Origin of the sequence: Chlorobaculum tepidum TLS, from assembly GCF_000006985.1 — a bacterium.
Classification (GTDB): domain Bacteria; phylum Bacteroidota; class Chlorobiia; order Chlorobiales; family Chlorobiaceae; genus Chlorobaculum; species Chlorobaculum tepidum.
Map to the genome: position 1 here is coordinate 1,860,968 of NC_002932.3, position 22,948 is coordinate 1,883,915.

At 54.4% G+C, this 22,948-nt stretch carries 19 protein-coding genes, 2 pseudogenes and 1 CRISPR repeat array; of the genes and pseudogenes, 14 read left to right on the plus strand and 7 right to left on the minus strand.

Translation table 11 applies throughout. From position 1 onward, the window contains the following. Window positions 1-278 precede the first annotated feature (278 nt). Window positions 279-1,301, plus strand: a pseudogene (locus AYT24_RS08870) (IS5 family transposase). 530 nt (window positions 1,302-1,831) lie between these two features. On the opposite strand, the gene AYT24_RS08875 reads toward AYT24_RS08870, so the two are convergent. From AYT24_RS08875 to AYT24_RS08890, 4 genes are all read right to left on the minus strand, one after another. Beyond that, complete coding sequence (locus tag AYT24_RS08875; RefSeq protein ID WP_226986806.1) at window positions 1,832-3,010, minus strand: cation diffusion facilitator family transporter; 1,179 nt, start codon at window positions 3,008-3,010, stop codon at window positions 1,832-1,834. 295 nt (window positions 3,011-3,305) lie between these two features. Further along, entirely contained in the window at window positions 3,306-4,388 is a 1,083-nt protein-coding gene (locus AYT24_RS08880; protein WP_164927125.1) for an SLC13 family permease, read from the minus strand. A gap of 108 nt (window positions 4,389-4,496) precedes the next feature. Next, window positions 4,497-5,009 carry a DUF4352 domain-containing protein gene (locus AYT24_RS08885; protein WP_010933622.1) on the minus strand — a complete coding sequence of 171 codons (513 nt, stop codon included), beginning with the start codon at window positions 5,007-5,009 and terminating at the stop codon, window positions 4,497-4,499. After that, window positions 4,993-5,448: a hypothetical protein gene (locus AYT24_RS08890; RefSeq protein ID WP_010933623.1), complete on the minus strand. Its 456-nt coding sequence runs from the start codon at window positions 5,446-5,448 to the stop codon at window positions 4,993-4,995. Before AYT24_RS08890 ends, AYT24_RS08885 begins: the two co-directional genes overlap by 17 nt. Window positions 5,449-5,673: 225 nt before the next feature. Between AYT24_RS08890 and AYT24_RS08895 the strand changes: the two are divergent. Further along, window positions 5,674-5,931, plus strand: a pseudogene (locus AYT24_RS08895) (aldo/keto reductase); the annotation flags it as partial. Between the two features lie 40 nt (window positions 5,932-5,971). Then, a complete protein-coding gene (gene cfa / locus AYT24_RS08900) occupies window positions 5,972-7,114 on the plus strand; it encodes a cyclopropane fatty acyl phospholipid synthase (RefSeq protein ID WP_010933625.1) in 1,143 nt (380 codons plus the stop codon). Between the two features lie 93 nt (window positions 7,115-7,207). On the opposite strand, the gene AYT24_RS08905 is transcribed toward cfa, so the two are convergent. Continuing rightward, complete coding sequence (locus tag AYT24_RS08905) at window positions 7,208-7,636, minus strand: Hsp20/alpha crystallin family protein (RefSeq protein ID WP_010933626.1); 429 nt, start codon at window positions 7,634-7,636, stop codon at window positions 7,208-7,210. 329 nt (window positions 7,637-7,965) lie between these two features. Between AYT24_RS08905 and AYT24_RS08910 the strand changes: the two genes are divergently transcribed. From AYT24_RS08910 to cas2e, 8 genes are read left to right on the plus strand one after another with little or no spacing between them, the layout of a single operon-like run. Continuing rightward, the gene (locus AYT24_RS08910) at window positions 7,966-10,551 is read left to right on the plus strand and encodes a CRISPR-associated helicase/endonuclease Cas3 (protein ID WP_010933627.1); all 2,586 of its coding nucleotides are present in this window, start codon (window positions 7,966-7,968) and stop codon (window positions 10,549-10,551) included. Between the two features lie 17 nt (window positions 10,552-10,568). Further along, window positions 10,569-12,161: a type I-E CRISPR-associated protein Cse1/CasA gene (gene casA / locus AYT24_RS08915; RefSeq protein WP_010933628.1), complete on the plus strand. Its 1,593-nt coding sequence runs from the start codon at window positions 10,569-10,571 to the stop codon at window positions 12,159-12,161. 36 nt (window positions 12,162-12,197) lie between these two features. Then, window positions 12,198-12,734 (plus strand): type I-E CRISPR-associated protein Cse2/CasB, encoded by a 537-nt coding sequence (gene casB / locus AYT24_RS08920; RefSeq protein ID WP_010933629.1) that lies wholly within the window; start codon window positions 12,198-12,200, stop codon window positions 12,732-12,734. Further along, window positions 12,731-13,360, plus strand: coding sequence for a type I-E CRISPR-associated protein Cas6/Cse3/CasE (gene cas6e / locus AYT24_RS08925; protein ID WP_010933630.1), 630 nt, complete (start codon window positions 12,731-12,733; stop codon window positions 13,358-13,360). The genes casB and cas6e overlap by 4 nt, the downstream gene beginning before the upstream one ends. Before the next feature lie 12 nt (window positions 13,361-13,372). Next, on the plus strand, window positions 13,373-14,419 hold the full coding sequence (cas7e, locus tag AYT24_RS08930; protein WP_010933631.1) for a type I-E CRISPR-associated protein Cas7/Cse4/CasC: 1,047 nt from the start codon (window positions 13,373-13,375) through the stop codon (window positions 14,417-14,419). Further along, entirely contained in the window at window positions 14,416-15,132 is a 717-nt protein-coding gene (gene cas5e / locus AYT24_RS08935) for a type I-E CRISPR-associated protein Cas5/CasD (protein ID WP_010933632.1), read from the plus strand. Before cas7e ends, cas5e begins: the two co-directional genes overlap by 4 nt. Next, window positions 15,122-16,012, plus strand: a complete 891-nt coding sequence (cas1e, locus tag AYT24_RS08940) for a type I-E CRISPR-associated endonuclease Cas1e (RefSeq protein ID WP_010933633.1) — start codon at window positions 15,122-15,124, stop codon at window positions 16,010-16,012. Before cas5e ends, cas1e begins: the two co-directional genes overlap by 11 nt. After that, window positions 16,000-16,335 carry a type I-E CRISPR-associated endoribonuclease Cas2e gene (cas2e, locus tag AYT24_RS08945; protein ID WP_010933634.1) on the plus strand — a complete coding sequence of 112 codons (336 nt, stop codon included), beginning with the start codon at window positions 16,000-16,002 and terminating at the stop codon, window positions 16,333-16,335. Before cas1e ends, cas2e begins: the two co-directional genes overlap by 13 nt. 8 nt (window positions 16,336-16,343) lie before the next feature. Then, window positions 16,344-17,483: a CRISPR direct-repeat array (repeat unit 28 nt; unit sequence GTCTTCCCCACGCCCGTGGGGGTGTTTC). Window positions 17,484-17,580: 97 nt separating this feature from the next. On the opposite strand, the gene AYT24_RS08950 is transcribed toward cas2e, so the two are convergent. Further along, entirely contained in the window at window positions 17,581-18,465 is an 885-nt protein-coding gene (locus AYT24_RS08950; protein WP_164927126.1) for a DUF4438 domain-containing protein, read from the minus strand. A gap of 276 nt (window positions 18,466-18,741) precedes the next feature. Between AYT24_RS08950 and AYT24_RS08955 the strand changes: the two genes are divergently transcribed. Then, a complete protein-coding gene (locus AYT24_RS08955; RefSeq protein ID WP_164927127.1) occupies window positions 18,742-20,160 on the plus strand; it encodes a M23 family metallopeptidase in 1,419 nt (472 codons plus the stop codon). Window positions 20,161-20,646: 486 nt separating this feature from the next. Beyond that, the gene (locus tag AYT24_RS08960) at window positions 20,647-21,723 is read left to right on the plus strand and encodes a M23 family metallopeptidase (RefSeq protein WP_164927128.1); all 1,077 of its coding nucleotides are present in this window, start codon (window positions 20,647-20,649) and stop codon (window positions 21,721-21,723) included. 41 nt (window positions 21,724-21,764) lie between these two features. Here AYT24_RS08960 and arfB read toward each other — a convergent pair whose 3' ends face one another. Further along, window positions 21,765-22,184: an alternative ribosome rescue aminoacyl-tRNA hydrolase ArfB gene (arfB, locus tag AYT24_RS08965; protein WP_010933639.1), complete on the minus strand. Its 420-nt coding sequence runs from the start codon at window positions 22,182-22,184 to the stop codon at window positions 21,765-21,767. 514 nt (window positions 22,185-22,698) lie between these two features. Between arfB and AYT24_RS08970 the strand changes: the two genes are divergently transcribed. Then, window positions 22,699-22,947, plus strand: coding sequence for a ferredoxin (locus tag AYT24_RS08970; RefSeq protein WP_010933641.1), 249 nt, complete (start codon window positions 22,699-22,701; stop codon window positions 22,945-22,947). The last annotated feature ends 1 nt before the right edge of the window (window position 22,948 follow it).

Below are 22,948 nucleotides of genomic sequence, written 5' to 3' on the forward strand. Positions count from 1 at the left end.
AATTTTCAATCAATTTACAAAAATTAAGATGTTCAATCAATTTACAAAAATTAAGATGATGATGCGTATGTTTCTTCACCTTGCACACAATGTTTAACTCACTGGCTTGTCCATGTGTAGTGGCTTGTTGATATGCCCCTGGAAAGTGGGGGTGGTATAAGGCCACCTCTAAAAAGTCGGCAATAATATAAAGCGTTGAAATATATTGACGTAGCTGCGATATAAGTCTTGAAATATCCGTATGTTGACGTAGTACCTATCAACCCGACTGCGCTGCTATGAAAAACATCAACCCGCCTGGCTTTTTTGATGAGCATTTTCTGCTCGAACGCCTCACCAAACTCAAGGATCCGCTCGTCAAACTTGAAGCGCATATCGACTGGCAACTTTTTGCTCCCATTCTCGAAGTAGCTTTCAGCAAGCCAGCCAATCGCAAGAACATGGGTCGCCCACCGTTCGACCGGTTGATGATGTTCAAACTCCTCATTCTCCAGAGCCTGTACAACCTTTCCGACGACCAGATGGAGTACCAGATCACCGACCGTTTGAGCTTCAAGCGATTCCTTGGCCTGAAAGCGAGCGACAAGGTTCCGGACAGCAAAACCATCTGGAAATTCCGGGAAACCCTTATTCAGGAAGAACTTATCGAGGCGTTGTTTTTCCGCTTCAATCAGGCGCTCGATGAGCAGTGTATCTTTGCTCGAAACGGACAACTGGTCGATGCCAGCATTGTCGAGGTGCCGCGCCAGCGCAACAGCCGCGACCAAAACGCTCAGATCAAGCAGGGCCAGACGCCGGAAGCCTGGAAACAGAAGCCCAACAAGCTGCGCCAGAAAGATGTCGATGCCCGGTGGTTGAAGAAAACCATGTCAAGGTCGATAAAGGCACCAAACTCATCAACAACTGGATGGTAACGCCCGCCTGCAAGCACGATTCCCAAGAGCTGGAAGCGCTGCTCGAAAAACAAGATATGGGCCAGCCGCTGTACGGCGACAGCGCCTATGTCGGACAGCAAGCTATTATCGACGAGTGTGAAATGACCAATGAAGTCCACGAAAAAGGAACGAAAGGCCATCCGCTGACCGAAGAGCAAAAAGCCTCGAATCGGGTGAAATCAAAGAGCCGTGCGCGAGTCGAGCATGTGTTTGGCTTCATGACCAACTCGATGAAAGCGATGTATGTCAGAACGATCGGCTCTGTGCGGGCCGTTGCAAAGATCGGTCTGACGAACCTGACCCTACAACCTGATGCGCTGCACGCAGCTCAACAAAAAAGTGCACAACGTCTTTCTCTGGGGATAACTACGCCCTGTCGCGGCTGAAAAGCTGTTTACAGGGACAATACTGTCAATAAATAACTGCTTTGCAGGGCAGAATGGCCCTGTTTCGTTGAAATACAAAACCGGGAATATTTCAGATCACCCTTTTTAGAGGTGCCCATAATTCTCCTTTGACTGCGGCGAAGCCTTGCTTCGCTCTGTCCGTCATAACGAGCAAGCTGTGCGGCGCAAACTACGCTCCGCTTCGTTTGCGCCCAAACAAGCGCCTTGTTATGCGCTGTGTTCACGGAGTACCTGAGCATGCGTGCCACCTTTCCAGCCAGTATTTGATATTTTTACGAAATCTGTATGTTTGCAGTTTTCTCAATATAACTTAAACACCAAAGTGAACCCATGTTTAGTTTTTTTCTTAAAATTTAAGTTTTACGGGTTATCTGGTGTTTCTTCTCTCACTCCATACTCCAAAATACGCATAATATATTTATCAAGGCAATTGAGGGAAAAAAGTAAAAAACTATTTTTAGTAGGTTCTAAACTAGCAAAATATATTTTTCATGTTTCATCATTTTTTTCTTTTTTGACTTCAATGTTCAATGCCTCAAACAACGTCAGTATATTCTCATCTAATTCTGCATTACCCATGACAATCGTGTCTGTATGGATAGAAAGCAGATAGGCAACCAGCCTGAAAGCCTTGCCTTTGGGTGCTATAACTGCGGAATTTTTGACAAATTCCTTGCTGATTTGCTTATTATCTGCTTCAATATGCGTGATCTCCAACCATGCCGTTTGACCGAAGTGTATGCTCAGGTGTTTTTTGTCTTTATCCAGAAGCCTGACAACAGTCCTGTAGGGTGGATGATCGGGCTCATAATGGATGGTCACCGCTTCGAGTGTGTTTATCTCTTCATGCAACCTGTTGACCACTTCATCAATGCTTTTGTGTGCTTTTGCCGTAGCGACTTCTGCAATACTCAACTCGATATCGGCAAAATAGACGCTGCCCGATTTTCGTACATTTAATCGTTTGATATTAGTAATATCCGGCTCTGCCATGACGATGTTACGGATGGTATCGTTCATCTCTATGTCGGCTGCATCAAGCAAGGAAAGCAATCCCTCTTTTAGTACATCATAAGCGCCCTTTAGAATCATCAGTACAATGATGATCACCGAGACTTCCTGAGCATATGGGACCTTGTAATGATGGGCTACCAGACCGATGACGACGATCATCCCCGCTCCGATGTCTCCCAGCCAGTTTACCGCATCAGCTTTGACACCAGGCGATCCGAGCCGTTGTGCTGCTTTGAGCTCGAAAAAGTAGAAAGTGTACTGTATAAAGACAATCGCCAAAATGAAGCCAATCGTGGTCCAGATTGCTTCTGGAGTTTTGATACCTGCTTCAAAAAAGACCGAATGGATGATCTCATACCCTGCGTAGAGTATCCCCAAACCACCAAGGACTGCCGCCATATCTTCAAGTTTGTGCAAACCGTAGGGGAAGCGCTCGGATTTATGAGCGGCAAAAAAAAGCGCAAGGAAGATGAGCAGCGCCCCGAACACATCGGAGATGGAGTGTATACCGTCCGCGACAACGAGTGTGGAACCCATCATCCATCCCCATCCCAGTTTGGCCACTGCCAGCGTAGCATTGAGCAGTGTGGAAAAAAAGAGCCAGCGCTGTTTCTCGTCGGTTCTGCGTATATGGATGATCATTTTCTTTTCCACTTTATTTTAGGCATCCTTTCATGGCGGCCTCTGAGCCGTGATATGGCTTGCCATTATTAAATTTAAAGGCTGTCCATCTGAGTGCTGTGGGCACAAGATATTGCGACGTCATCTAAGGAATGCGCTCTTTTGTTCACCACCAATAGGGATTACAGCATTTACATGGATACCCCTTTTTAAATTTTGCCATTTATACATTTCTCATTTGTTTGCACATAACGCTTAAGCTCACCTGCCGTTATGGAACGTAGCAGAATAGCGGTCAGGTGGAGCGCCTTGTTAGCTCCTTGATATTTCATAACGAAACATCCGCACCATACAATAGAAAATATAGCCCTATTGATACAAATAATGCAATGTAACCTATGACGAGAAACTTGACAGTAAATCCAACAGTATCATTTGTACCCTTGTTTTTGACATATATTTTGTAAGCTATCAGATTTGCCAGTGAACCAAATAAACTGCCAAATCCTCCTGCATTCACGCCCCACAACAATGCCTGCCACTTGGGCGTGCAATTAGCAAACAACAGTGCTGCTGGAACATTACTCATAACCTGGCTTGCCAAGACTGAAAACAGGAAAATATGCTCAGAATGAGTGATTTTGGGACCTAAAATTACCTTGAGATTGTCGGCAATACCAAAAAAGAAAAGGAAACTAAATAATAGCGCATAATCAACATTCAGAGATTTTCGGTCAAAAATCAGCGCAAAAAGGATGACCACAACGGCACTTAAAACAGGAAGAACATGAAAGACTGCCAGGAGCACAATAGCAAGCAACACACCATAAACAAATGCTTTTTTATTTATGTTCTGAACATGGTTTTCCTGTAACACTCTTTTGGTTCTAAAAGAAAGCGAGGCAATTATTAACAAAACGAGAAACATCAAAGAAAACGGTGCTATTGTTTTGATAAATACGCCTGGGGGAACATTATAGAACCAGTAAATAAAAAGGTTTTGAGGATTGCCTACTGGTGTTAATGCCGACCCTGCATTGGCAGCCAATGCCTCGAGAATTACAAGTATTCCTTTCCTATTTACAGTAAGTGATAACGTGAGCGGTACAATAACTATTAGAGAAATATCGTTCGTTACCAGCATTGAAAGGAAAAATGTTATTACTACCAACTTTAAGGGTATGAGCTTCCCTTTCTCTATTTTTTGAGCGATTTTTAATATAGTTCCGCTTTTCAGCAGTCCATTTACTGCAATAAATAAAACAAACAGGAGAAATAGAACCTGTATTTCATTGGCTGAGTATTCTGGCAAACGCTTTATATAAACGGACGTCAACACCAAAACCACGCCAGAGCCTACCAGCAACCATTCCTTTAAGACAAAATCAATCAATGACGCTTGAACTTTCAAAAACACTCCGCTTATTGTATTTGGGGGCTAACGCCGAAGCTCAGGGGCGGACTGACCGACCGACGCGGAGCGGCGGTCGGTCAGTCCGCTGGAGCGCCTTGTTGGGCATCATTTTAGTCCGAGATCGACGAGAGCCTTATCGCTGGACCAGTATCCACCTGATACCTCTAACTTGTAGTGCTTGCCCCGCGGAACATCAAAAACAATATACCCGCGTTTCTCTACACCCGGATTCAAACTATCCAGAATACCGATGCTGCCATCAACCGACCATGCGTTGCTGCTTGTCTCATATTCGGCGCCGTTTTCGTCTATGAGCTTGAAGGGTGCGATTGTTCTCGCCTCTTTATCGTCGTTGCGAACCGTGATGTCGACGAACAGATACGCGGCATCTGGAGGTTGATTGATGTATGGATTATCACTGAGCTGGTTTCGGTAGAAGGCTTTCCATACAGCGTATGACATATACCCCACGTGTGCTGTCTCTCCAATCTTGTAATTCGTGGTCGTAGCGCCATCGTCGGAGTTTCCTGCCGCGCCAACGCCAAAGCTTCCTGCCGCCAATATACAGAGCATTAATAATAAAAGCCCAGACAGTACATGTTTATAGACCTTTTGCATCGCTTACCTCCTTTATTGCGTGATTTTTGTTACCTATGGTAATTGCTAGCGGAATGAAGATGAGCATTAGAGATATGTCAGTAGTATCGTAGGTTCCCGGAACGATTCCTACCAATTGGCCAATTTCGGAGCCAACTGCTGTCATGGAAAACAATAGCACCCAGAACATCCTCTCTGAACAGGCATCCTTCCAAATGCTGTAAAAAAGCAAGATGCCTCCAAACGCCCACAGTGCATTTGGCAAAGAAAAGTAAACCCATTCTGGCATGACCAATGAGTATGAATGAGCAAATTCTCTCAATAAGGCAACAAAAGGTTTTAGCCCTATGGAATAAAACCATGAAAACATGAGCAAGCTTTGCTTACGCCATAACACATAGATCATGCCTCCGAAAACAATGCTAAATATTCCGATTACCGTATTTCTGTTCTTTTTCATGTTCTTGAAGCTAACAAGTTATTAGTTCTTTTCTTCATATTTCGTTTCATGTGACGCTCATCAACAGTGTTCTGTAATGAAATCCCTTAAAAGCTACCACAAAAGCCAAGCAAAATCAAGAATAGTTTGAATTTTATCTTTATTGATATGATATTGAAAGCAGGATAAACGAGAATAAGGGTATCACTTATGATCACCTTGCCGAAAGCGCTTGTAGACAAATTCAACAGGGAGTTCCAGGAACCGCGCCTCTCCGCCAATCTTGAACTGGTCGAGCTTTTGCGCCGCATCGGCAAGCAGCACAACACCTCGCCGGGCGAAGTCGCCATCGACTGGACGCTCCGCCATCCGGCGGTCACGGCGGCGATTGTCGGCGGACGCACCGCGGTGCAGGTCGAAGACACGGTTAGGGCCGCCAGCCTCGCGCTTTCGGAGCAGAAGATCAGTGAGATCGAAGCCTTTCTCGCCTCCATGCCTGCATAAACGCGCAAAAAACAGCTACGCCAACCTCACCGGAGAAGCTATGAGCGGCATTTACGAAAGCAAATTGCGAGCGCTGCTCGAATCGGCGGGCATCGCCATCGGAGGCAGCAATCCGTGGGACATCACCGTCCACAATCCGCATTTCTACAAGCGCGTCGTCACTGAGTCGCACCTCGGCATCGGCGAATCGTACATGGACGGCTGGTGGGACTGCGAGGCGCTCGACCAGTTCTTTTACCGTGTGCTTCGCGCACGGCTCGACGCGAAAGTTTCGCAAGCGAGCCGCGCCCTCGGCAACATCCTCGGCGTGCTCGTCAACCTGCAAAAACCCTCGCGGGCATTCACGGTCGGCGAAGTCCACTACAACGTGGGCAACGACCTGTACGAGGCAATGCTCGACAAGCGGATGCTCTACAGTTGCGGCTACTGGAAAGACGCCCGCAACCTCAACGAAGCGCAGGAGAACAAACTGCGCCTCATCTTCAACAAGCTTGAACTCCAGCCCGGAATGCGGGTGCTCGACATCGGCTGCGGCTGGGGCGGCGCGGCACGCTTCGCAGCGGAGCACTACGGCGTGAGCGTCACCGGCGTCACGGTATCGAGCGAGCAGAAGAAGATGGCCGACAAGCTGCGAAACAACCTCCCGGTCGAGGTGCGGCTCGTCGATTACCGCCAGCTCGACGGCAGCTTTGACCGCATCTACTCCATCGGCATGTTCGAGCACGTGGGCGTAAAAAACTACCGGCGCTTTTTCGAGATCGCACGCAACTGCCTCAAAAGCGACGGCCTGTTCCTGCTGCATACCATCGGCAGCAAACGCTCCTCGACCCACACCGACAAATGGACGCACAAGTACATCTTTCCCAACTCTATGCTCCCGTCGGCCCGGCAGATCACCACAGCCGCCGAGGGCCAGCAGCTCATCGAGGACTGGCACGCCTTCGGCAACGACTACGACCGCACCCTCATGGCCTGGCACCGGAACTTCGAAGAGCACTGGCCGCAACTTCGCCACGCCTACGACGAGCGCTTCTACCGTATGTGGCGCTACTACCTGCTCAGCGCCGCCGGATCGTTCCGAGCCCGAAACGTCCAGCTCTGGCAGATACTCTTTTCAAACAACGGAATTACCGGGGATTATTACGTGCCGCGGGAACACAAAGCCGTCCTGTTGAAAAACTGACGGACACAATCGCCTTCCCCGCACCACGAAACCATAAAAAAAGCCCCATGTCTGAAACATGAGGCTGGGGAAGTCCTGTGTTCTGAAGAAAAATCAGCTGACGGCGATCTCTTTGCTCTTTTTCTGTTCGGGTTCCTTTTTCGGAATAACGACCTTCAGCACGCCATTATCGTAATTGGCGGTGATGTTGTCACTATCCACGTTGTCACCGATGGTGAAACTTCTTGACAGGCTACCCCACGAGCGTTCGACCCGGTGGTAGTTTTTCTTTTTCTCCTCCTCTTCCTGAGTGCGCTCCGCACTGATGCTAATGACATCGTCCTCAATGCTTACCTTTACATCCTCTTTCTTTACGCCGGGAATGTCGGCTGAGAGATAGATAGCCTTCTCATCTTCACTGATATCCACCTTGAAGGCCGGCGCCATCATCGAGCCCATCGAACTGATGAACGGTGTCAGCCTTTCGTTGAACACATCTTCGAACATCTTCAGGGGGTCTTTGCCATAAAGTGTGAGTGCCATAGTTATTTCCTCCTTTTATCTGTTCATAAAAAATGTTTGACAACAACAAGTACAAAACATTGAAACACTTTTCCACCCGCCAAAGTTCCATTCAGGCTCTCCGTGGGATCACCTCAGCGCAATGTCACCAAACCGGCACTGACGCGAAATCTGGCGAATTTTCTTGCTATTGCTATTTCAGACCGCTGAGCTCACGTTTCTTTGTACCAGATTTTTACATTGATATGTTACCCCGACCCCGCGCGCCAGCAATTCCGGTTCATTGTGGCCCGGTTGACCGTTTTTGCCTTGCATGACAACGCCGTTCAAACCTCACAACCCGATCGCATATGCGTCACTACCCCAAATCCCTGAAAAATGCGGATGCGCCCGTTGAGCATCCGCCGCTGCCGCTCGAACGCTGCCTCGCGAAATCACGGAAAATCGACGCCAGCCGCTCCGTTGCCGGGCGAACGGTGCTCGACCACTGCCGCATCGCGGGCGAGGTGGCACGGGAGCTGATCGCCCGCTCGCCCGCCTTCCTGCGCGAGTCGTTTTTTCCGGACGGCTCGGCGCTCGTCGCCGCCAGCCACGACATCGGCAAGGTCAGCCCGACCTTCCAGAAAAAAATCTACACGGCGATCGGGAACGCCGATCCGACGATTCTCGATGTGTTGAACGATGTCGATTCGGAGATCGAAAAAAATTGGGGCGGCCACGCGGGCGTCAGTCAGTGCGCTCTCGAAGCACTGGAGGCAGGCAAAGACATCGCCGCGATTGCCGGTTGCCACCACGGCTACGCGCCGAAACTCGCGGGCAAAACCGCTGATGCGGAGGCGTTCGGCGGCGCGGCGTGGCAACGTCAGCGGGCGCGGCTGCTGGAGCGGCTCGCGGAGGCGACAGGCGAGCGGTTCCCGAAAATCCGCAATTTGCTGCACGCCCGCGTGCTGGCCGGGCTGACCTCCGTGGCGGACTGGATCGGCTCCGGCGCGACGTTCGACGATCCCGGCGAGGCGTGGCAAAGCTGCATCGCCGACGCCGTCGATGCAGCCGGATTCACGCCGCCGCGCCTCAGGCCGGGGCTGTCGTTCCGGGAGATTTTCGGGTTCGAGGCGCGCCCGATCCAGCGCAGCCTGATAGAAAAGGCCTGTCGCCCCGGCGCGTACATCCTCGAAGCGCCGATGGGCATCGGCAAAACCGAGGCCGCGCTCTACGCCGCCTACGCCCTCGTATCGGCTGGCAAGGCTCGCGGCATCTACTTCGCCTTGCCGACGCAGCTCACCTCCAACCGCATCCACGAGCGGGTCGAGCGCTTTCTCGACAAAGTGCTCGAAGCGGACTCGCCCCACCGAAACGCGCTGCTCGTGCACAGCAACGCTGGGCTGCAAAAGTTCGAGTTCGGCGCGGATGCCGCCCCCGGCTGCTCGTGGTTCAGCGCATCGAAGCGCGGGCTGCTCGCCCCCTTCGCCGTCGGCACCATCGACCAGGCGCTGATGGCCTCGATGAACGTCAAACACGGCTTCGTCCGCGCCTTCGGCTTGGCGGGCAAAGTGGTCATTCTCGACGAAGTGCACAGCTACGACGCCTACACTGGCACCATTCTCGACCGGCTGGTGCGCGAGTTGCGGCAGCTGCATTGCACGGTCATCATCCTCAGCGCCACCCTCACCGGAGAGCGCCGAAGCGCCCTGCTCGGCGCGGCCCGAAGCGCGGAGGCGGCCTACCCGCTCATCTCCGCCCTGCCCGCCGAGGCGCGGGAACCGGTCGAAATCGCGCCGGAAACGATGCCCGGAAACCGTGTCGCCATCCACCAGACGCTCGACATCGACGAAGCAATGGATGAAGCGCTCAACCGGGCGGATTCCGGCCAGCAGGTGCTTTGGATCGAAAACACCGTCACCGAAGCGCAGGAGGCGTTCAAACTCCTCGCCGCCCGGTCGAGCGGCATGGCGATCGAGTGCGGCCTGCTCCATTCGCGCTTCATCCACTGCGACCGCGAGGCGCTCGAAGAGAAGTGGGTGACGCGCTACGGTGCGGATGGTGCGGCGGCGCGGCGCGAGCGGGGGCGGATTCTCGTTGGCACGCAGGTGCTCGAACAGTCGCTCGACATCGACGCCGATTTCCTCGTCACGCGCCTCTGCCCCACCGACATGCTTTTGCAGCGCATCGGACGCTTGTGGCGGCACAGCTTCCACCAGCGCCCTGCCGGAGCGAGGTGCGAGGCGTGGATCGTCAGCGCACAGTTCGAGGCCGCCGAGCAGAATCCCGGCGAGGCGTTCGGCAAAAGCGCGAAAGTCTATAGCCCATACGTGCTCTTGCGAACGCTTCAGGCGTGGAGCGGCGTGGAAGCGCTTTCGCTGCCGGGCGACATTCGCGACCTGCTCGAACGCACCTACGAAGCGAGGCCGGAGAGCGAGGCGATGGCAAAACACAAAGCCGACCTCCAGCGGCGCAGGGAGATACTCGAAAGCTTCGCGCTCCAGGGGGTCTCGTTCGGCCTCGACGCAAGACCCGACACCAATGTCGCCACCCGTTACAGCGACATCGACACCGTCGAGCTGCTCCTGCTGCAATCGGTCAGCCACAACCATGCGGCGCACGAAACCACGGTGACGCTGCTCGACGGCCAACAGCTCACCCTGCCGCACGACTTCGCCGCCGGGCGGAAGCGCGAGCAGCGGCAGCTCGCCGCCCGCCTCGCCACGCAAACCCTCAAGGTGGCCGAGTACGCCGCGCCCGCCGACCCCGGACGCAACACGCTCACGTGGCTCAAGCCCTACTTCTACCTCGGCGATCCGTCGAAGAGCGAAAGCCTTTTGCGCGTCGCCATCGTGGGCGAGGGTGGCCTGTTGAGGTTGCCCGGTGGCGGCGCGGCGGCGGAGAAATACGAACTGAGTTACAACCCACGACTGGGCTACCAGTACAAAAAACGATAACCCTCATCGACACAGCCATGCACAACCGTTTCAACCTGATCGACGAGCCGTGGATTCCGGCCATCGGCAAAGGCCTCGTGAGTCTCGCCGACATCTTCAGCGATCCACGCATTCCCGCGCTCGGCGGCAACCCCGTGCAGAAGATCGCCCTCACCAAGCTCCTGCTCGCCATCGGCCAGGCCGCCTGCACGCCGGAAACCACCGAGGCGCTCGAACAGCTCGACGCCGAAACTTTCCGCCGCGCCTGCCGCGCCTACCTCGAAAAATGGCGCGACCGCTTCTGGCTCTTCGGCGACAAGCCGTTTTTGCAGATGCCCGCAATTCTTGACTGGATGGAATCTCAACGCGCTGCCGGAATTTTATCTGAAACAGAGAATGCGAAACAAATTGGACCCGGATTTTATCCAAGTCTTCCGTCTGAAAATGATTCCATTCTGAGTCAGTTCCAGACACTTAAGGCTCAAACAGATGCCGAAAAAGCGTTATTCATTGTTTCGGTCATGAACTTCGCTTTTGGCGGAACGCAGATTAACAAGAACATTTATCCATCAGAAGAAAAAGTCAAAGGCAAAGGAAAACCGGCAAAACCCGGACCGAGTTTAGGTCGAAATGGTTATTTGCACACCTTTCTTTTCGGTTCGACGATAATTGATACGCTCATCATGAATCTTCTTTCGCAGGAAGAGATCGACAACTTGCCATTCTGGGAAAAAGGAATTGGAACTCCACCTTGGGAAAACATGCCTGTCAGCAGAGAATGCGACGCCGCACTATCTCTCAAAAAATCTTACATGGGGACTCTTGTATCGCTTTCACGATTCGTACTCTTGCACGACGACGGGATTTATTATATCGACGGCCTCCCTTATCCAAGTCATCAAGAGGGCTGGTTAGAACCAAGTATGACGATCGATAATCAGCAAAATCCGCCGAAAGCCATACTGGTCAATCCAGAGAAGCGCCCGTGGCGCGAGTTAGTATCAATCCTTGCTGTTTTCGATAGCAACAAAAACAACAAGTTTGTTTGTCTGTTCATAAAATACGGTTTGAGCAGATGGCCAAAACGATACAATAAACCTGGAGATAAAATCGGCGTTTGGTCGGGAGGACTTCAGGTGTCATTTCAAACTGGCGAGCAATATGCAAAAGCTACTAATGATTTTGTAGAATCATCGGTAGAACTCGACCCCGACATGTGGAACAACTTATGGTATGACAAATTCTTCGGAGAAATAAGCATTCTTGAAATAATGGCAAATAAAGTCAAAAATGGAGTCATAAATTATTATGACTCATTTGAACCAAAAAAAGAAAAAAAGCCCAAAGAAAGAGCTTCAACAATAATGGGGAAAAAAGCTGTAGAATTATTCTGGCAGCTCTGCGAACGGCGCTTCCCGGAGCTGGTCGATGCCTGCGGCGAGCCAGACAAGCTTCCCGCCATCCACGAGGCGATAAACTTGCTCGCCTTGCAGTCTTACGACGCCTACTGCCCGAAGGAGACGGCACGGCAGATCGATGCGTGGGCGGAGTGCCAAAAAGACCTTAAAAAATTCATCCGCGAATTGATGGAGGCAGATCGACGCGTGGGCGGAGTGCCGTCCGAATTTTGAGTAGAATTTCATCAACAACCGATAAATCCAACCGTTATGGACAACGAAAAAGAAAAGAAAACCGGTAGGCAGAAACAGTTCGTGGAGTTCGTGATCGGCCTGTGCCAGCGCGACAAGGGGGCCGCCGCCGCGCTTCGCCGAGCCGATAATCCGGCGACCGAGTACCAGAGCTGGGAGTACCTGGCGGGCTTCAACATCGACCTCGAAAAACCGTTCGAGCGCATTCCTTACGCCGCCATCGCCGCAGCCATCGCGCGGGCCAAAGCGGAGCGCAACGGCTCAGCGGGCATCGGCAAGGCTATCGCCTTCTGCTACGAAGATCGGAGCAAGAGCGATCAGGCCAAAGCGCGGCTCCGGCGGCTGCTTGCCTGCAATTCGGTTGAGGAGGCGTGCCGGATTCTGCGCCCGCTCTTCAGCCTTATCGACTCGAAAGCGGCGGTAACGCTCGACTACGCCGAGTTGCTCAGCCAGCTCCTCTGGTTCAATGACGACAGCAACCGCATCAAAACGGATTGGGCGACCGACTTTTACCGCCACGCCGCCAAAACCGAAAACGAGGAGGTGAAGGCATGATTGCCACGATGCTCACCCTCAGCCGCAAGGACGTCAAGGCCTTGCGCATTACGGACAGCTATTCGCTGCACCGCGTCATTTACAGCCTCTTCGAGGACGTGCGCTCGGAAGCCGAAAAGCGGTCGAGCGTGCCAAGCGGCTTTCTGTTCGCCGACAAGGGGGGCGACGCCAAAGGGCGCAAAATCCTCATCCTCTCCGACAGGCCGCCGCTGCAACCGGCGCACGGCGAACTGGTTTCCAGACCTGTGCCGGAAGAGTTCCTCCAGCACCGCTTCTACAAGTTCGAGGTAACGCTCAACCCCACGCGCAAGGAGAACAAAAGCGGCAAGCGCGTGCCCATCAAAACCCGCGAGGAGGTGGCGGCGTGGTTCGGCGGCAAGTCGCAGACGTCGTGGGGATTCAGCGTCGATCCGGCGCGGCTCGACGTGCGGATGCTGCCGGTGATGCAGTTCAGCAAGCAGGGCGACCGTACCGTCACCCACGGAGCGGCCCGCGTGTCGGGAATGCTGCGGGTCGAAAACCGCGACCTCTTCATCGAAAGCTTCAACAAAGGCATTGGCCGGGGCCGCGCGTTCGGCTTCGGGCTGTTGCAGATCGAACCTCTCAAAGACAACTCAAACCACTAAAACCATACCACCATGAACAACAATCCATTCAAGGGCCAGCGCATCGAATTCCACATCCTCCAGTCCTTTCCGGTTACCTGCCTGAACCGTGACGACGTTGGCGCTCCGAAAACGGCGATGGTCGGCGGCTCCACCCGCGCCCGCGTCAGCTCGCAGTGCTGGAAGCGGCAAGTGCGCCTCGAAATGCACGAACTCGGCGTGAGGCTCGGCATCCGCAGCAAAAAGGTCGCCGATTACGTTGCCAAAGCCTGCGTCGCACTCGGCGCGGATGATGAGGCTGCTAAGGCGTGTGGTGAGAAGATTGCCGCCGCCTTCAGCAACGACACGCTCTTCTTTTTCAGCGAAACAGAGGCCAGCGCCTACGCGCAGTACGCCGCCGAAAAGGAGTTCGACGCCGCGAAGTTCAACGACAAGGAGCTGGCGAAGCTCTCGAAGAAAACGCTCGACCCGGCCAAAGACGGCCTCGACATCGCGCTGTTCGGGCGGATGGTGGCGCAGGCTGCCGAGCTGAACGTCGAGGCTGCCGCGTCGTTCGCTCATGCCATTTCGACCCACAAGGTGAGCAACGAGGTCGAGTTCTTCACGGCGCTCGACGACCTTGCCGAAGAGCCGGGTTCGGCGCACATGGGCAGCCTTGAGTTCAACTCCGCCACCTACTACCGCTACGTCAGCCTCGACCTCGGCCAGCTTTCGGCGAACCTCGGCGGCGCGGACATTGCCGACGCGGTGGAGGCGTTCACCAAAGCGCTCTTCGTGGCCGTGCCGAGCGCCCGGCAAACAACGCAGTCGGGCGCGTCGCCGTGGGAGTTCGCGAAAATCTATATCCGCAAGGGCCAGCGCCTTCAGGTTCCGTTCGAGACTCCGGTCAAAGCCGAAAGAGGCGGCGGATTCCTCCAGCCGAGCATCAAGGCGCTCACCGACTATCTCACCAAAAAGGAGCAGCAGGCCGGCTCGCTCTTCGGCAAGGAAAAGGAGTTCACCTTCGGCGGCGAGGACGAAACGTTCAGCATCGACACGCTGGTCAGCGAAATCCGCAACTTTATCGAAGCGAAATCATGAGCAATCCATTCATCCTGTTATGGCTCGAAGCGCCCCTCCAGTCGTGGGGCGCTGACTCGCGCTTCGGACGGCGCGACACGCTCGATTTCCCCACGAAGTCGGGCTTGCTCGGGCTGCTCTGCTGCGCCCTCGGCGCGGGCGGCGAACAGCGCGAACTACTCGACGAAATGGCCGAACTCCGCCAGACGGTGCTCGCGTTCCAGCGCGAACGCGGCGAGCGACCGCCGCTGCTCCGCGACTTCCAGATGGTCGGCAGCGGCTACAACGAGAAAGACAAGTGGGAAACTTTGCTGATTCCGAAAAAGCGCGATGGCGGCGGCGCGGTGGGCGGCGGCACGAAGATGACCTACCGTTACTATTTGCAGGAGGCCGCGTTCGCCGCCGCATTGGAGGTTCCGGCGGCACGGGCCGGGGAGTTCGCCGAAGCGCTTAAGGCTCCCGTGTGGGACATCTACTTCGGGCGGAAGTGCTGCGCGCCGACCGATATGGTGTTCCGGGGCGAATTCGACTCGGAGGTGGCAGCGCTCGAAGCGGCCTCTTCGATCGCCAAAGAGAAGCGGCTCCGGGAGGCGTTCCGCGTTCGCGACTACGCGCCGGGCGACGAAGGCGAGGCGGAGGTGGTGGCACTCAACGACGTGCCGGTGCGGTTCGGCCCAAAGAAAAAATATCGCCAGCGGCGAGTAACCATAATCCACCACAACGATGAAGAGTAACACACTCGGCGACGAAGGAAATCCGGCCCGGCTCTTGATAAAAGTGACGCGGGAGACCCTTCCGCAGGTCAAGGAAAAGTATCCGTTTCTGTATCTTGAGAAGGGCCGGATAGAGATTGACGACAGCAGCATCAAGTGGATCGACTGCGACTGCAACGTCGTGCGTCTGCCGGTGGCCATGCTGAACTGTATTTTGCTCGGCCCCGGCACGACGGTAACGCACGAGGCCGTAAAAGTAATGGCCGCCGCCAATTGCGGCATCTGCTGGGTGGGCGACGACAGCCTGATGTTTTACGCGAGCGGGCAGACGCCGACCAGCAATACGCGGAACATGACGCATCAGATGAAGCTCGCGGCCAATCCGGCAAAAGCGCTTGAAGTGGCGCGGCGGCTCTTCGCCTATCGCTTTCCGGACGCGAATCTGGAGAACAAGACGCTGCCGCAAATGATGGGCATGGAGGGTTTGCGGGTGCGGAAGCTTTACGAAGAGATGGCCGTGAAGTACAAGGTCGGCTGGAAGGGGCGGCGGTTCGAGCCGGGAAAATTCGAAATGAGCGACACGACGAACAAGATTCTGACGGCGTCGAACGCGGCGCTGTACAGCATCATTCTGTCGGCGGTGCACAGCATGGGTTACTCGCCGCACATCGGGTTCATTCACTCCGGCAGTCCGCTACCGTTCATTTACGACCTGGCCGATCTGTACAAGCAGCAGGTCTCGATCGACCTGGCCTTTTCGCTGACCGCCGACATGGCCGGGTATTACGACCGGCACAAGATCGCCTCGGAGTTCCGGAAGCGCGTCATCGAAATCGACCTGCTTGGCAAGATCGGGCCGGACATCGAAACCATTCTGGGGAAAAAACAATGCTCGTCGTAGTCGCCAATGATCTGCCCCCGGCCGTGCGTGGCCGGATGAAGCTCTGGTTCATCGAACCACGGGCGAACGTTTTCGTCTCTGGTGTGCGGGACAGCCTGGCCAGAAAGGTGGTGGATTATCTGCACCAGCACTGCCCGCCGAAAAGCGGCCTGATGATTTTCAACAGCTCGAACACGTGCCCCGGCTACGAAATTTTCGGTTTGGGCGACACGCGCAAAGAGATCACGGAAATATCGGGCCTGCCGCTCGTGATCGAAAAATCCGCCGCCTCGCCACCAGAAAACCAAAACAGATTGACGCCAGAGGCCCCGAAAGTCCAGTAAAACCCAGTGTCTTCCCCACGCCCGTGGGGGTGTTTCCACCGAAACCGCGCAATTGCTGTACGCATGGGACGTCTTCCCCACGCCCGTGGGGGTGTTTCTTTCTACCCATTACCAACACAAGGGGCGCGCGTGTCTTCCCCACGCCCGTGGGGGTGTTTCCAACAACAACCAAAAAACTCAAAACTTACGGAGTCCGTCTTCCCCACGCCCGTGGGGGTGTTTCCATGCGACGCCTTTTGTCTAACTTGACAACGATGTCTTCCCCACGCCCGTGGGGGTGTTTCTCACGCGATTGCGGCGTTCGCGCTGATCAAAAAGGTCTTCCCCACGCCCGTGGGGGTGTTTCCCATGTTATCATTTCAGAAACAAGAAAAGAATGAGTCTTCCCCACGCCCGTGGGGGTGTTTCTGGGATAACCGTATAGGAAGCGTAGCAGTGCAGGGTCTTCCCCACGCCCGTGGGGGTGTTTCCCTTGATTGCCCGCGCCGTTATGGGCGGCGGGCGTCTTCCCCACGCCCGTGGGGGTGTTTCCAAGGAACAATTTGAAATTCTCACGCAAGGAACGTCTTCCCCACGCCCGTGGGGGTGTTTCCACTACAATATCATAAAGCAAGGCGTCTCCGCATGGTCTTCCCCACGCCCGTGGGGGTGTTTCCTCTTGGGGGATCGAGGGCCTTCAATTTGCCGGGTCTTCCCCACGCCCGTGGGGGTGTTTCTCACGCGCTGGCGGCAAAGGCGTTAATTGAACGCTGTCTTCCCCACGCCCGTGGGGGTGTTTCTAAAAAAGTGCTTGCTTTTTGGAAAAAATGAATGTCTTCCCCACGCCCGTGGGGGTGTTTCTGGTGTATAGCATCTAATCCAGTAATCTTTTTAGTCTTCCCCACGCCCGTGGGGGTGTTTCTGTCAGGACATATCACTTAGAGCTTATGAGCGAGTCTTCCCCACGCCCGTGGGGGTGTTTCCAAGTATATGGCTCACTTCCCGGATAATTACGGGTCTTCCCCACGCCCGTGGGGGTGTTTCCAAAAACCGGAGACCAACCATGAAACAGGAACAGGTCTTCCCCACGCCCGTGGGGGTGTTTCCGCCTCGGGTCGCCGGGGCGTTGTCTTTGACCCGTGTCTTCCCCACGCCCGTGGGGGTGTTTCCTTGTCCAGCCCGGATGGGGTTGCTTCGTTTGCGTAAAAAAAGGCGACCTCGCAAATCGAAATCGCCCCTGCAAAAACAGCAAACCCTGCCGCGCAATCACAACCTTGTGCCTATTCCAAGCAGGTCGGCGATGTTGGCTTTGGGGTCTATGACCGGGCGGATGCCGCGAGTGGCGCAGGTCATAATGGTGGTAACGCCGGGACCGTGGCCCGCTTCGCGGCAGTCGCTGTGCACCACGACGCCGATGGTGACGGCCCCCTTGCGGTAGGCTCGCCCGTAGCGATTGTCCTGGTCGAGCAGCGCCACGAAGTCGCCGAAGCGGATACGGTCGAGGCCAAACTCTTCGACCGCACCAGGATCGCTGGTCACGATGTCGTAATCGCCCTTGGCCACGTGCGCCGAACCGATACCGGAACCCATGCAGTACGCCGGGACCAGTGTCGTTACCGGCACTTCGAGCACACCGTCCTCGGCAATATTGATCTTCATTTTCGCCAGCAGCGCCGGGTCGAGGTTGAAGAGCGAAACATCCGGAAAGTCGGTCAGCTTGAGTCCCTGCCCTTTCGAGCGCACCATGATGGTGTCGCCATAGGCCATCTTCTCCTTCACTTCGCGCGGAAAATCGACAATGATGTGCTCCGAACCGCCGTGATGGCCGATCACCACCCCGCTCTCGCCCTTCGCCTCGCCGGAGACGATGGTGGCCGTGTTGCCCACGCAGCTCAGCATCTGCACGGTAACGTTGGGGTGCTCGAAAGGTTTGTGCGTATCGGCAGTGCAGCTCACGCCTGGCTCGATGTGGTCACCCTCCCAGCCAAACGCCGGGTCGCCGACCTGAAGATTGAGGGTGATGCCGCCAATGGAGGGCAAAATGAAGGGCGTGCCCTGATGATCAACCTCCCATGTGCCACGGGTACGTGGCTGGCCGGGCTGGCATTGAAGCAGGATTTCAACAAGGCGGTTTTCGTTGGTTGCAAGCATGGTAAAGTCAATGGTTTGATTGTGAAATAACACTACCCGAGAAGTACCCGGCGCGACGTAACGCTGTGACTACTCAACAATGAAAAGGTTCGATACAAACATCGCTATCCATGAAAAAATCCTCTTAAAAAAAGAACTTTTTCGTCAGCTTCGGGCAAATTCAGCGTATCAAAGAAGTAACTCATTTTCCTTTCCGGGCTTTTTTTATAACATTGTGATCTTTTAGGTCTCTGCGAGGTGGTTCCCCTTTGTTTTTCATGAATTTACACAGTCATCATGTCCAGTCCACAGTTTCACCATTTTCTCTTGCGATTACGCCGTTCAGCGCTTTTCCGAAGTCGTCCGCTTCTTCTCGCCTCATCGACGGCGCTACTCGTTGTCCTCTTCTTTTCTGTCAGCCTCATCCTTTCCGCCACATCCCGGCAAACACCATCCGGACACTGGTCAGCCTCACCAATTCACGCGCTCGGTAAATCCCTCGGCCTGAAGAGTGACGACGAGCTTGGCTTGAACAACGAGTCCGACAAGGTAACACTCGACGAGGGCGAAAACGATCCTGCCCACCGCGTCGAAAAGAAAATTCTCCAACGGGGCGAATCGATCTACACCATTCTGACCGCCGCCGGACTGACACCAGCAGAAGTCCACGAACTTACCTCGCAAATCAAGGGCAACCGTGCCATCAAAGGGCTGAGGGCCGGAAAAACCTATGAACTCGAAACAGGCAAAAACGGAACGTTCATCAGCTTTTCCATGCAATCGAGCCCGTACGAAGTCCTTCATCTCGTCAAGGATCAACAAACCGGCAAGCTGAGCGCCGAGAGCGAAACCATCGAATACGATACCCGCGTTGCCACCATCGAGGGTACCCTCCGCTCCTCGCTGTCGAGTGAGCTGCGCAGCCGGAACCGCGGTTCGCTCAACCCCAAGATCAGAAAAATTCTCTCCTCCCGACTCAATTTCAGAAGAGATATTCAACCCGGCGCAACCTACCGGATCCTGTTCCAGGAAATGTGGAACGAGAACCATTGTGTTGGAACCGGTGATATTCTCGCCATCGAAATCAACTCGAAAGGGCAGCGCTTCAACGCCTATCAGTTCACCAATGCCAAAGGCGATACGGCATACTACGATGAAAACGGACGCGCCATGATGCAGGGCCGCTCCATGTTCATCAAGCCGTGCAGCTACCGCCGCATTTCGAGCGGTTTCGGCTACCGCATCAACCCGGTCACCGGCCAGCACCAGTTCCACGGCGGCGTCGATCTGGCCGCGCCGGTCGGCACGCCGGTCAGAGCCGTGGCCGACGGGCGCGTCATTTTCCGCGGACGCAAGGGCAACGCTGGCAATCTGGTCACCATCGCGCATGGCGGCGGGCTGCATACAATGTACATGCACCTGAGCCGTTACGCAGCCTCCTGCCGTTACGGCAAGCGGGTCAAACAGGGTGACATTATCGGCTATATCGGCTCGACCGGACGTTCGACCGGGCCGCACCTCGATTTCAGAATCGTCAGAAATGGCCATTTGCAGAATCCGCTGGTTGCGCTGAAGCAGACCGCGCCGCGCCGCTCGCTTTCGCCCGCGGAGCTGCACAGCTTCTTGGCCAGGGTGCAAACCTATCAGCACCAGCTCAACACCGACCGTCCCGTCATGGTTGCCGATACCGGCAAATCCGGCGAGCCGGTGCTCTGACACTTCAGAGACATTTTGTCAAAAAGCCTCCGGAATGCTGATCGGTATTTCGGGGGTTTCTTTGTTTCGGTCGGGAACGTACAGAAAGGCTTCGACAAGCGGCTCAGAATTTACAATGAACAATATCCGTTATTTAAACACAACAACATCGACTCGCATTAACAACTTTACTGAAGCGATGAGTACCGTTCAGTTTTCTTTGAAGGCTTTTTTTTATAACCTTTACTAAAGGTTTTTGTGATGTGCCCGCACCTTCATGTTTTATGAATTTATGCCCTCACTATGTCTAATGAGCGTTTTCAACACTTTCTGTTGCGGTTAAAGCGTTCGGAGCTTTTCCAAAAACTCTTGCACTTCCGGGCCTCATCAGAGGCGTCGCTTTTTATTGCCCTGTTTTCAGTCACGTTCTTTTCAGTCAGTTTATTCCTTTTCGCAACATCCAGACAGGCATCATCTGAACATCCGTCAGACTCGCTGGTTCAAACAATGCTCAAATCCATCGGCTTTGCCAGTGACGCCGAGCCGGGCACGAACAACGAAGACCAAAACGATCCATCTCAGATGACCGGGCAAAACGCCCTTGGCAAAGAAGAGTCCGGCTACACCATTCTCACCGCTCCCGGGCTGACGCCAGCCGAAGTCCAGCAGATGACCGAACAACTCGAAAAGCTCACCCCCCGGCAGAAAACCATCGTTAACGATACCCGCATCGTCTCCATCAAAGGCACGCTCCACTCTTCGATGGCAAATGAGTTGCACAAACGGCACCTCTCGTGGCTCATTCCAAAACTCAATAAAATCCTCGATGCAAAATTCGATTTTGCAACAGACGTCAAGGCTGGAGCAACCTACCGGATTCTTTTCCAGGAACAGCGGAACGGCAGCCAATTCATCGGCACAGGAGATATTCTCGCCGTTGAAATAAGTTCGAAAGGGCGGAACTTCAACGCTTACCTGTTCACCAACGACACAGGTGAAACCGCATATTACGATGAGAACGGGTGGGCCATGTTACAGGTGCGAACCATGTATATCCAGCCCTGCCGCTACAGCCGCATTTCAAGCGGGTTCGGCTATCGCATCCATCCGATAACCGGCCGGAGCGAATTCCATGCAGGCATAGATCTGGTTGCGCCAATGGGCACACCGGTCTTTGCTGTCGCAGATGGGCGTATCGTTTTCAGTGGATGGTACGGCTATTCGGGCAATATGATCGCCATCGCCCATGATGCAGGAAGAATCCAGACCATGTATCTGCACCTGAGCGGTTTTTCCCCGGCCGTCCATTACGGCAACACGGTAAAACAGGGCGAAATAATCGGTTATGTCGGTTCGACCGGCCGCTCGACCGGGCCGCACCTCGATTTCAGAATCGTGAAAAACGGACAATGGCAGAATCCGCTGTTGGCACTCCAGCAACCCATGCTGTGGCGCTCGCTGTCTTCGACGGAATTTCAACACTTCATGGCCAAAGTGCAAACCTACCACGAGCAACTCGGCAGACAATCGCCGGACATGGTTGACCAATACCGGCAAACACCGCGAAACGTTGCACTGAAATGACGGACACGCCTCAGCGTTTTTTGCAACATTTTTGGCGCCGTTCAATCTTCTGTGCTCACCTCTTTTCTCGACGCCTTGAGTTCAGCTCTTTTGGCTTTCTGTTCGAGCCGTTTAACCGAGGCGCTTTTTGGCGGCTTCGTCGCTTTGCGCATTTTCTGTTCGACCAAAGCCTTGGTCAGAATGCCCTGAAACCGCTCGATGGCGTCCTGACGATTTTTCTCCTGCGTGCGGTAGCGCTGGGCGCGAATGACGATCACTCCCTCCCGCGTTATCCGGCGGTCTCGCTGCTGCATGAGCCGATCTTTCAGCTCCGGCGGCAGGAACGACGCGGCGATGTCGAAGCGCAGATGCACCGCCGTTTCGACCTTGTTGACATTCTGCCCGCCCGCGCCCTGCGCGCGCATGGTTGTGATTTCGATTTCACTGTCATCAACCGAAACGCCTCTGGCTATACAGATCATCGGCGCACCTCCTTTGCTGCGAAACGTTGCAAAAACGACGCCAGCTCCGGAACAGCATGCTTGCGATACCCGCCGCCGCACACGTGCGGGTGTTGACCTCACGGTCATCGATCAACAGAAATCCGGAAGCATTGAGTACATGCAGAAGCGTCTCTGGTGAGCGCTTGAGGTAGACGTGCTCGTGGGAAAAAAATAGCGCTCCATGATCACTGCCGCACCCTCTTCGCCGTCACGCGAAACCGCCCGGCAGAAACTTGCCAATATCGAGAAGAATGATACCCATACGAGAGAATTGTCATGATCGATCTCTGAAACAGGCGAAAAGAAGTGCTGCCGTCAGCCGACCCGAGGTTTATGACAGATATGTTAACCAAACGGCGGGAAAGAGACAATGACAAAAGAGCTCTTCCGGCGACAAAGCCTCGCCCTTGGAACTCTTTGCGCCTCCGCCGCGTCATCGTAAGGACACCCGTGCTAACGGGCAAACACCACATTCTACAGGAGGGGAAAAGCTATGGCCAACAAAGAGATGAAGCACCCGGGCAATGTGCCCGGCCCGTTTTACGTCACCAGCCCGGACGATCCCGACGGAGAGGGGTGCAGCGCCTGCACCATTTGCTACAACGCAGCGCCGGACTTCTTTGCCGAAGATCCGGACGGATACGCCTATGTAGCGCAGCAACCGCAATCGGATGCCGATATCGCTCTTTGCCGCGAACAGATAGCGGCCTGCCCGACAAACTCCATCGGCGATGACGGCTGAC

Coding starts and splice junctions, on each gene's coding strand:
- cas1e (WP_010933633.1), top strand. CDS start 15,122: ATGAAGAGTAACACACTCGGCGACGAAGGAAATCCGGCCCGGCTCTTG.
- cas7e (WP_010933631.1), top strand. CDS start 13,373: ATGAACAACAATCCATTCAAGGGCCAGCGCATCGAATTCCACATCCTC.
- AYT24_RS08885 (WP_010933622.1), bottom strand. CDS start 5,009: ATGCAAAAGGTCTATAAACATGTACTGTCTGGGCTTTTATTATTAATG.
- AYT24_RS08950 (WP_164927126.1), bottom strand. CDS start 18,465: ATGCTTGCAACCAACGAAAACCGCCTTGTTGAAATCCTGCTTCAATGC.
- cfa (WP_010933625.1), top strand. CDS start 5,972: ATGAGCGGCATTTACGAAAGCAAATTGCGAGCGCTGCTCGAATCGGCG.
- AYT24_RS08910 (WP_010933627.1), top strand. CDS start 7,966: ATGCGTCACTACCCCAAATCCCTGAAAAATGCGGATGCGCCCGTTGAG.
- casB (WP_010933629.1), top strand. CDS start 12,198: ATGGACAACGAAAAAGAAAAGAAAACCGGTAGGCAGAAACAGTTCGTG.
- AYT24_RS08970 (WP_010933641.1), top strand. CDS start 22,699: ATGGCCAACAAAGAGATGAAGCACCCGGGCAATGTGCCCGGCCCGTTT.
- cas2e (WP_010933634.1), top strand. CDS start 16,000: ATGCTCGTCGTAGTCGCCAATGATCTGCCCCCGGCCGTGCGTGGCCGG.
- AYT24_RS08955 (WP_164927127.1), top strand. CDS start 18,742: ATGTCCAGTCCACAGTTTCACCATTTTCTCTTGCGATTACGCCGTTCA.
- AYT24_RS08960 (WP_164927128.1), top strand. CDS start 20,647: ATGCTCAAATCCATCGGCTTTGCCAGTGACGCCGAGCCGGGCACGAAC.
- AYT24_RS08890 (WP_010933623.1), bottom strand. CDS start 5,448: ATGAAAAAGAACAGAAATACGGTAATCGGAATATTTAGCATTGTTTTC.
- cas5e (WP_010933632.1), top strand. CDS start 14,416: ATGAGCAATCCATTCATCCTGTTATGGCTCGAAGCGCCCCTCCAGTCG.
- arfB (WP_010933639.1), bottom strand. CDS start 22,184: ATGATCTGTATAGCCAGAGGCGTTTCGGTTGATGACAGTGAAATCGAA.
- AYT24_RS08905 (WP_010933626.1), bottom strand. CDS start 7,636: ATGGCACTCACACTTTATGGCAAAGACCCCCTGAAGATGTTCGAAGAT.
- cas6e (WP_010933630.1), top strand. CDS start 12,731: ATGATTGCCACGATGCTCACCCTCAGCCGCAAGGACGTCAAGGCCTTG.
- casA (WP_010933628.1), top strand. CDS start 10,569: ATGCACAACCGTTTCAACCTGATCGACGAGCCGTGGATTCCGGCCATC.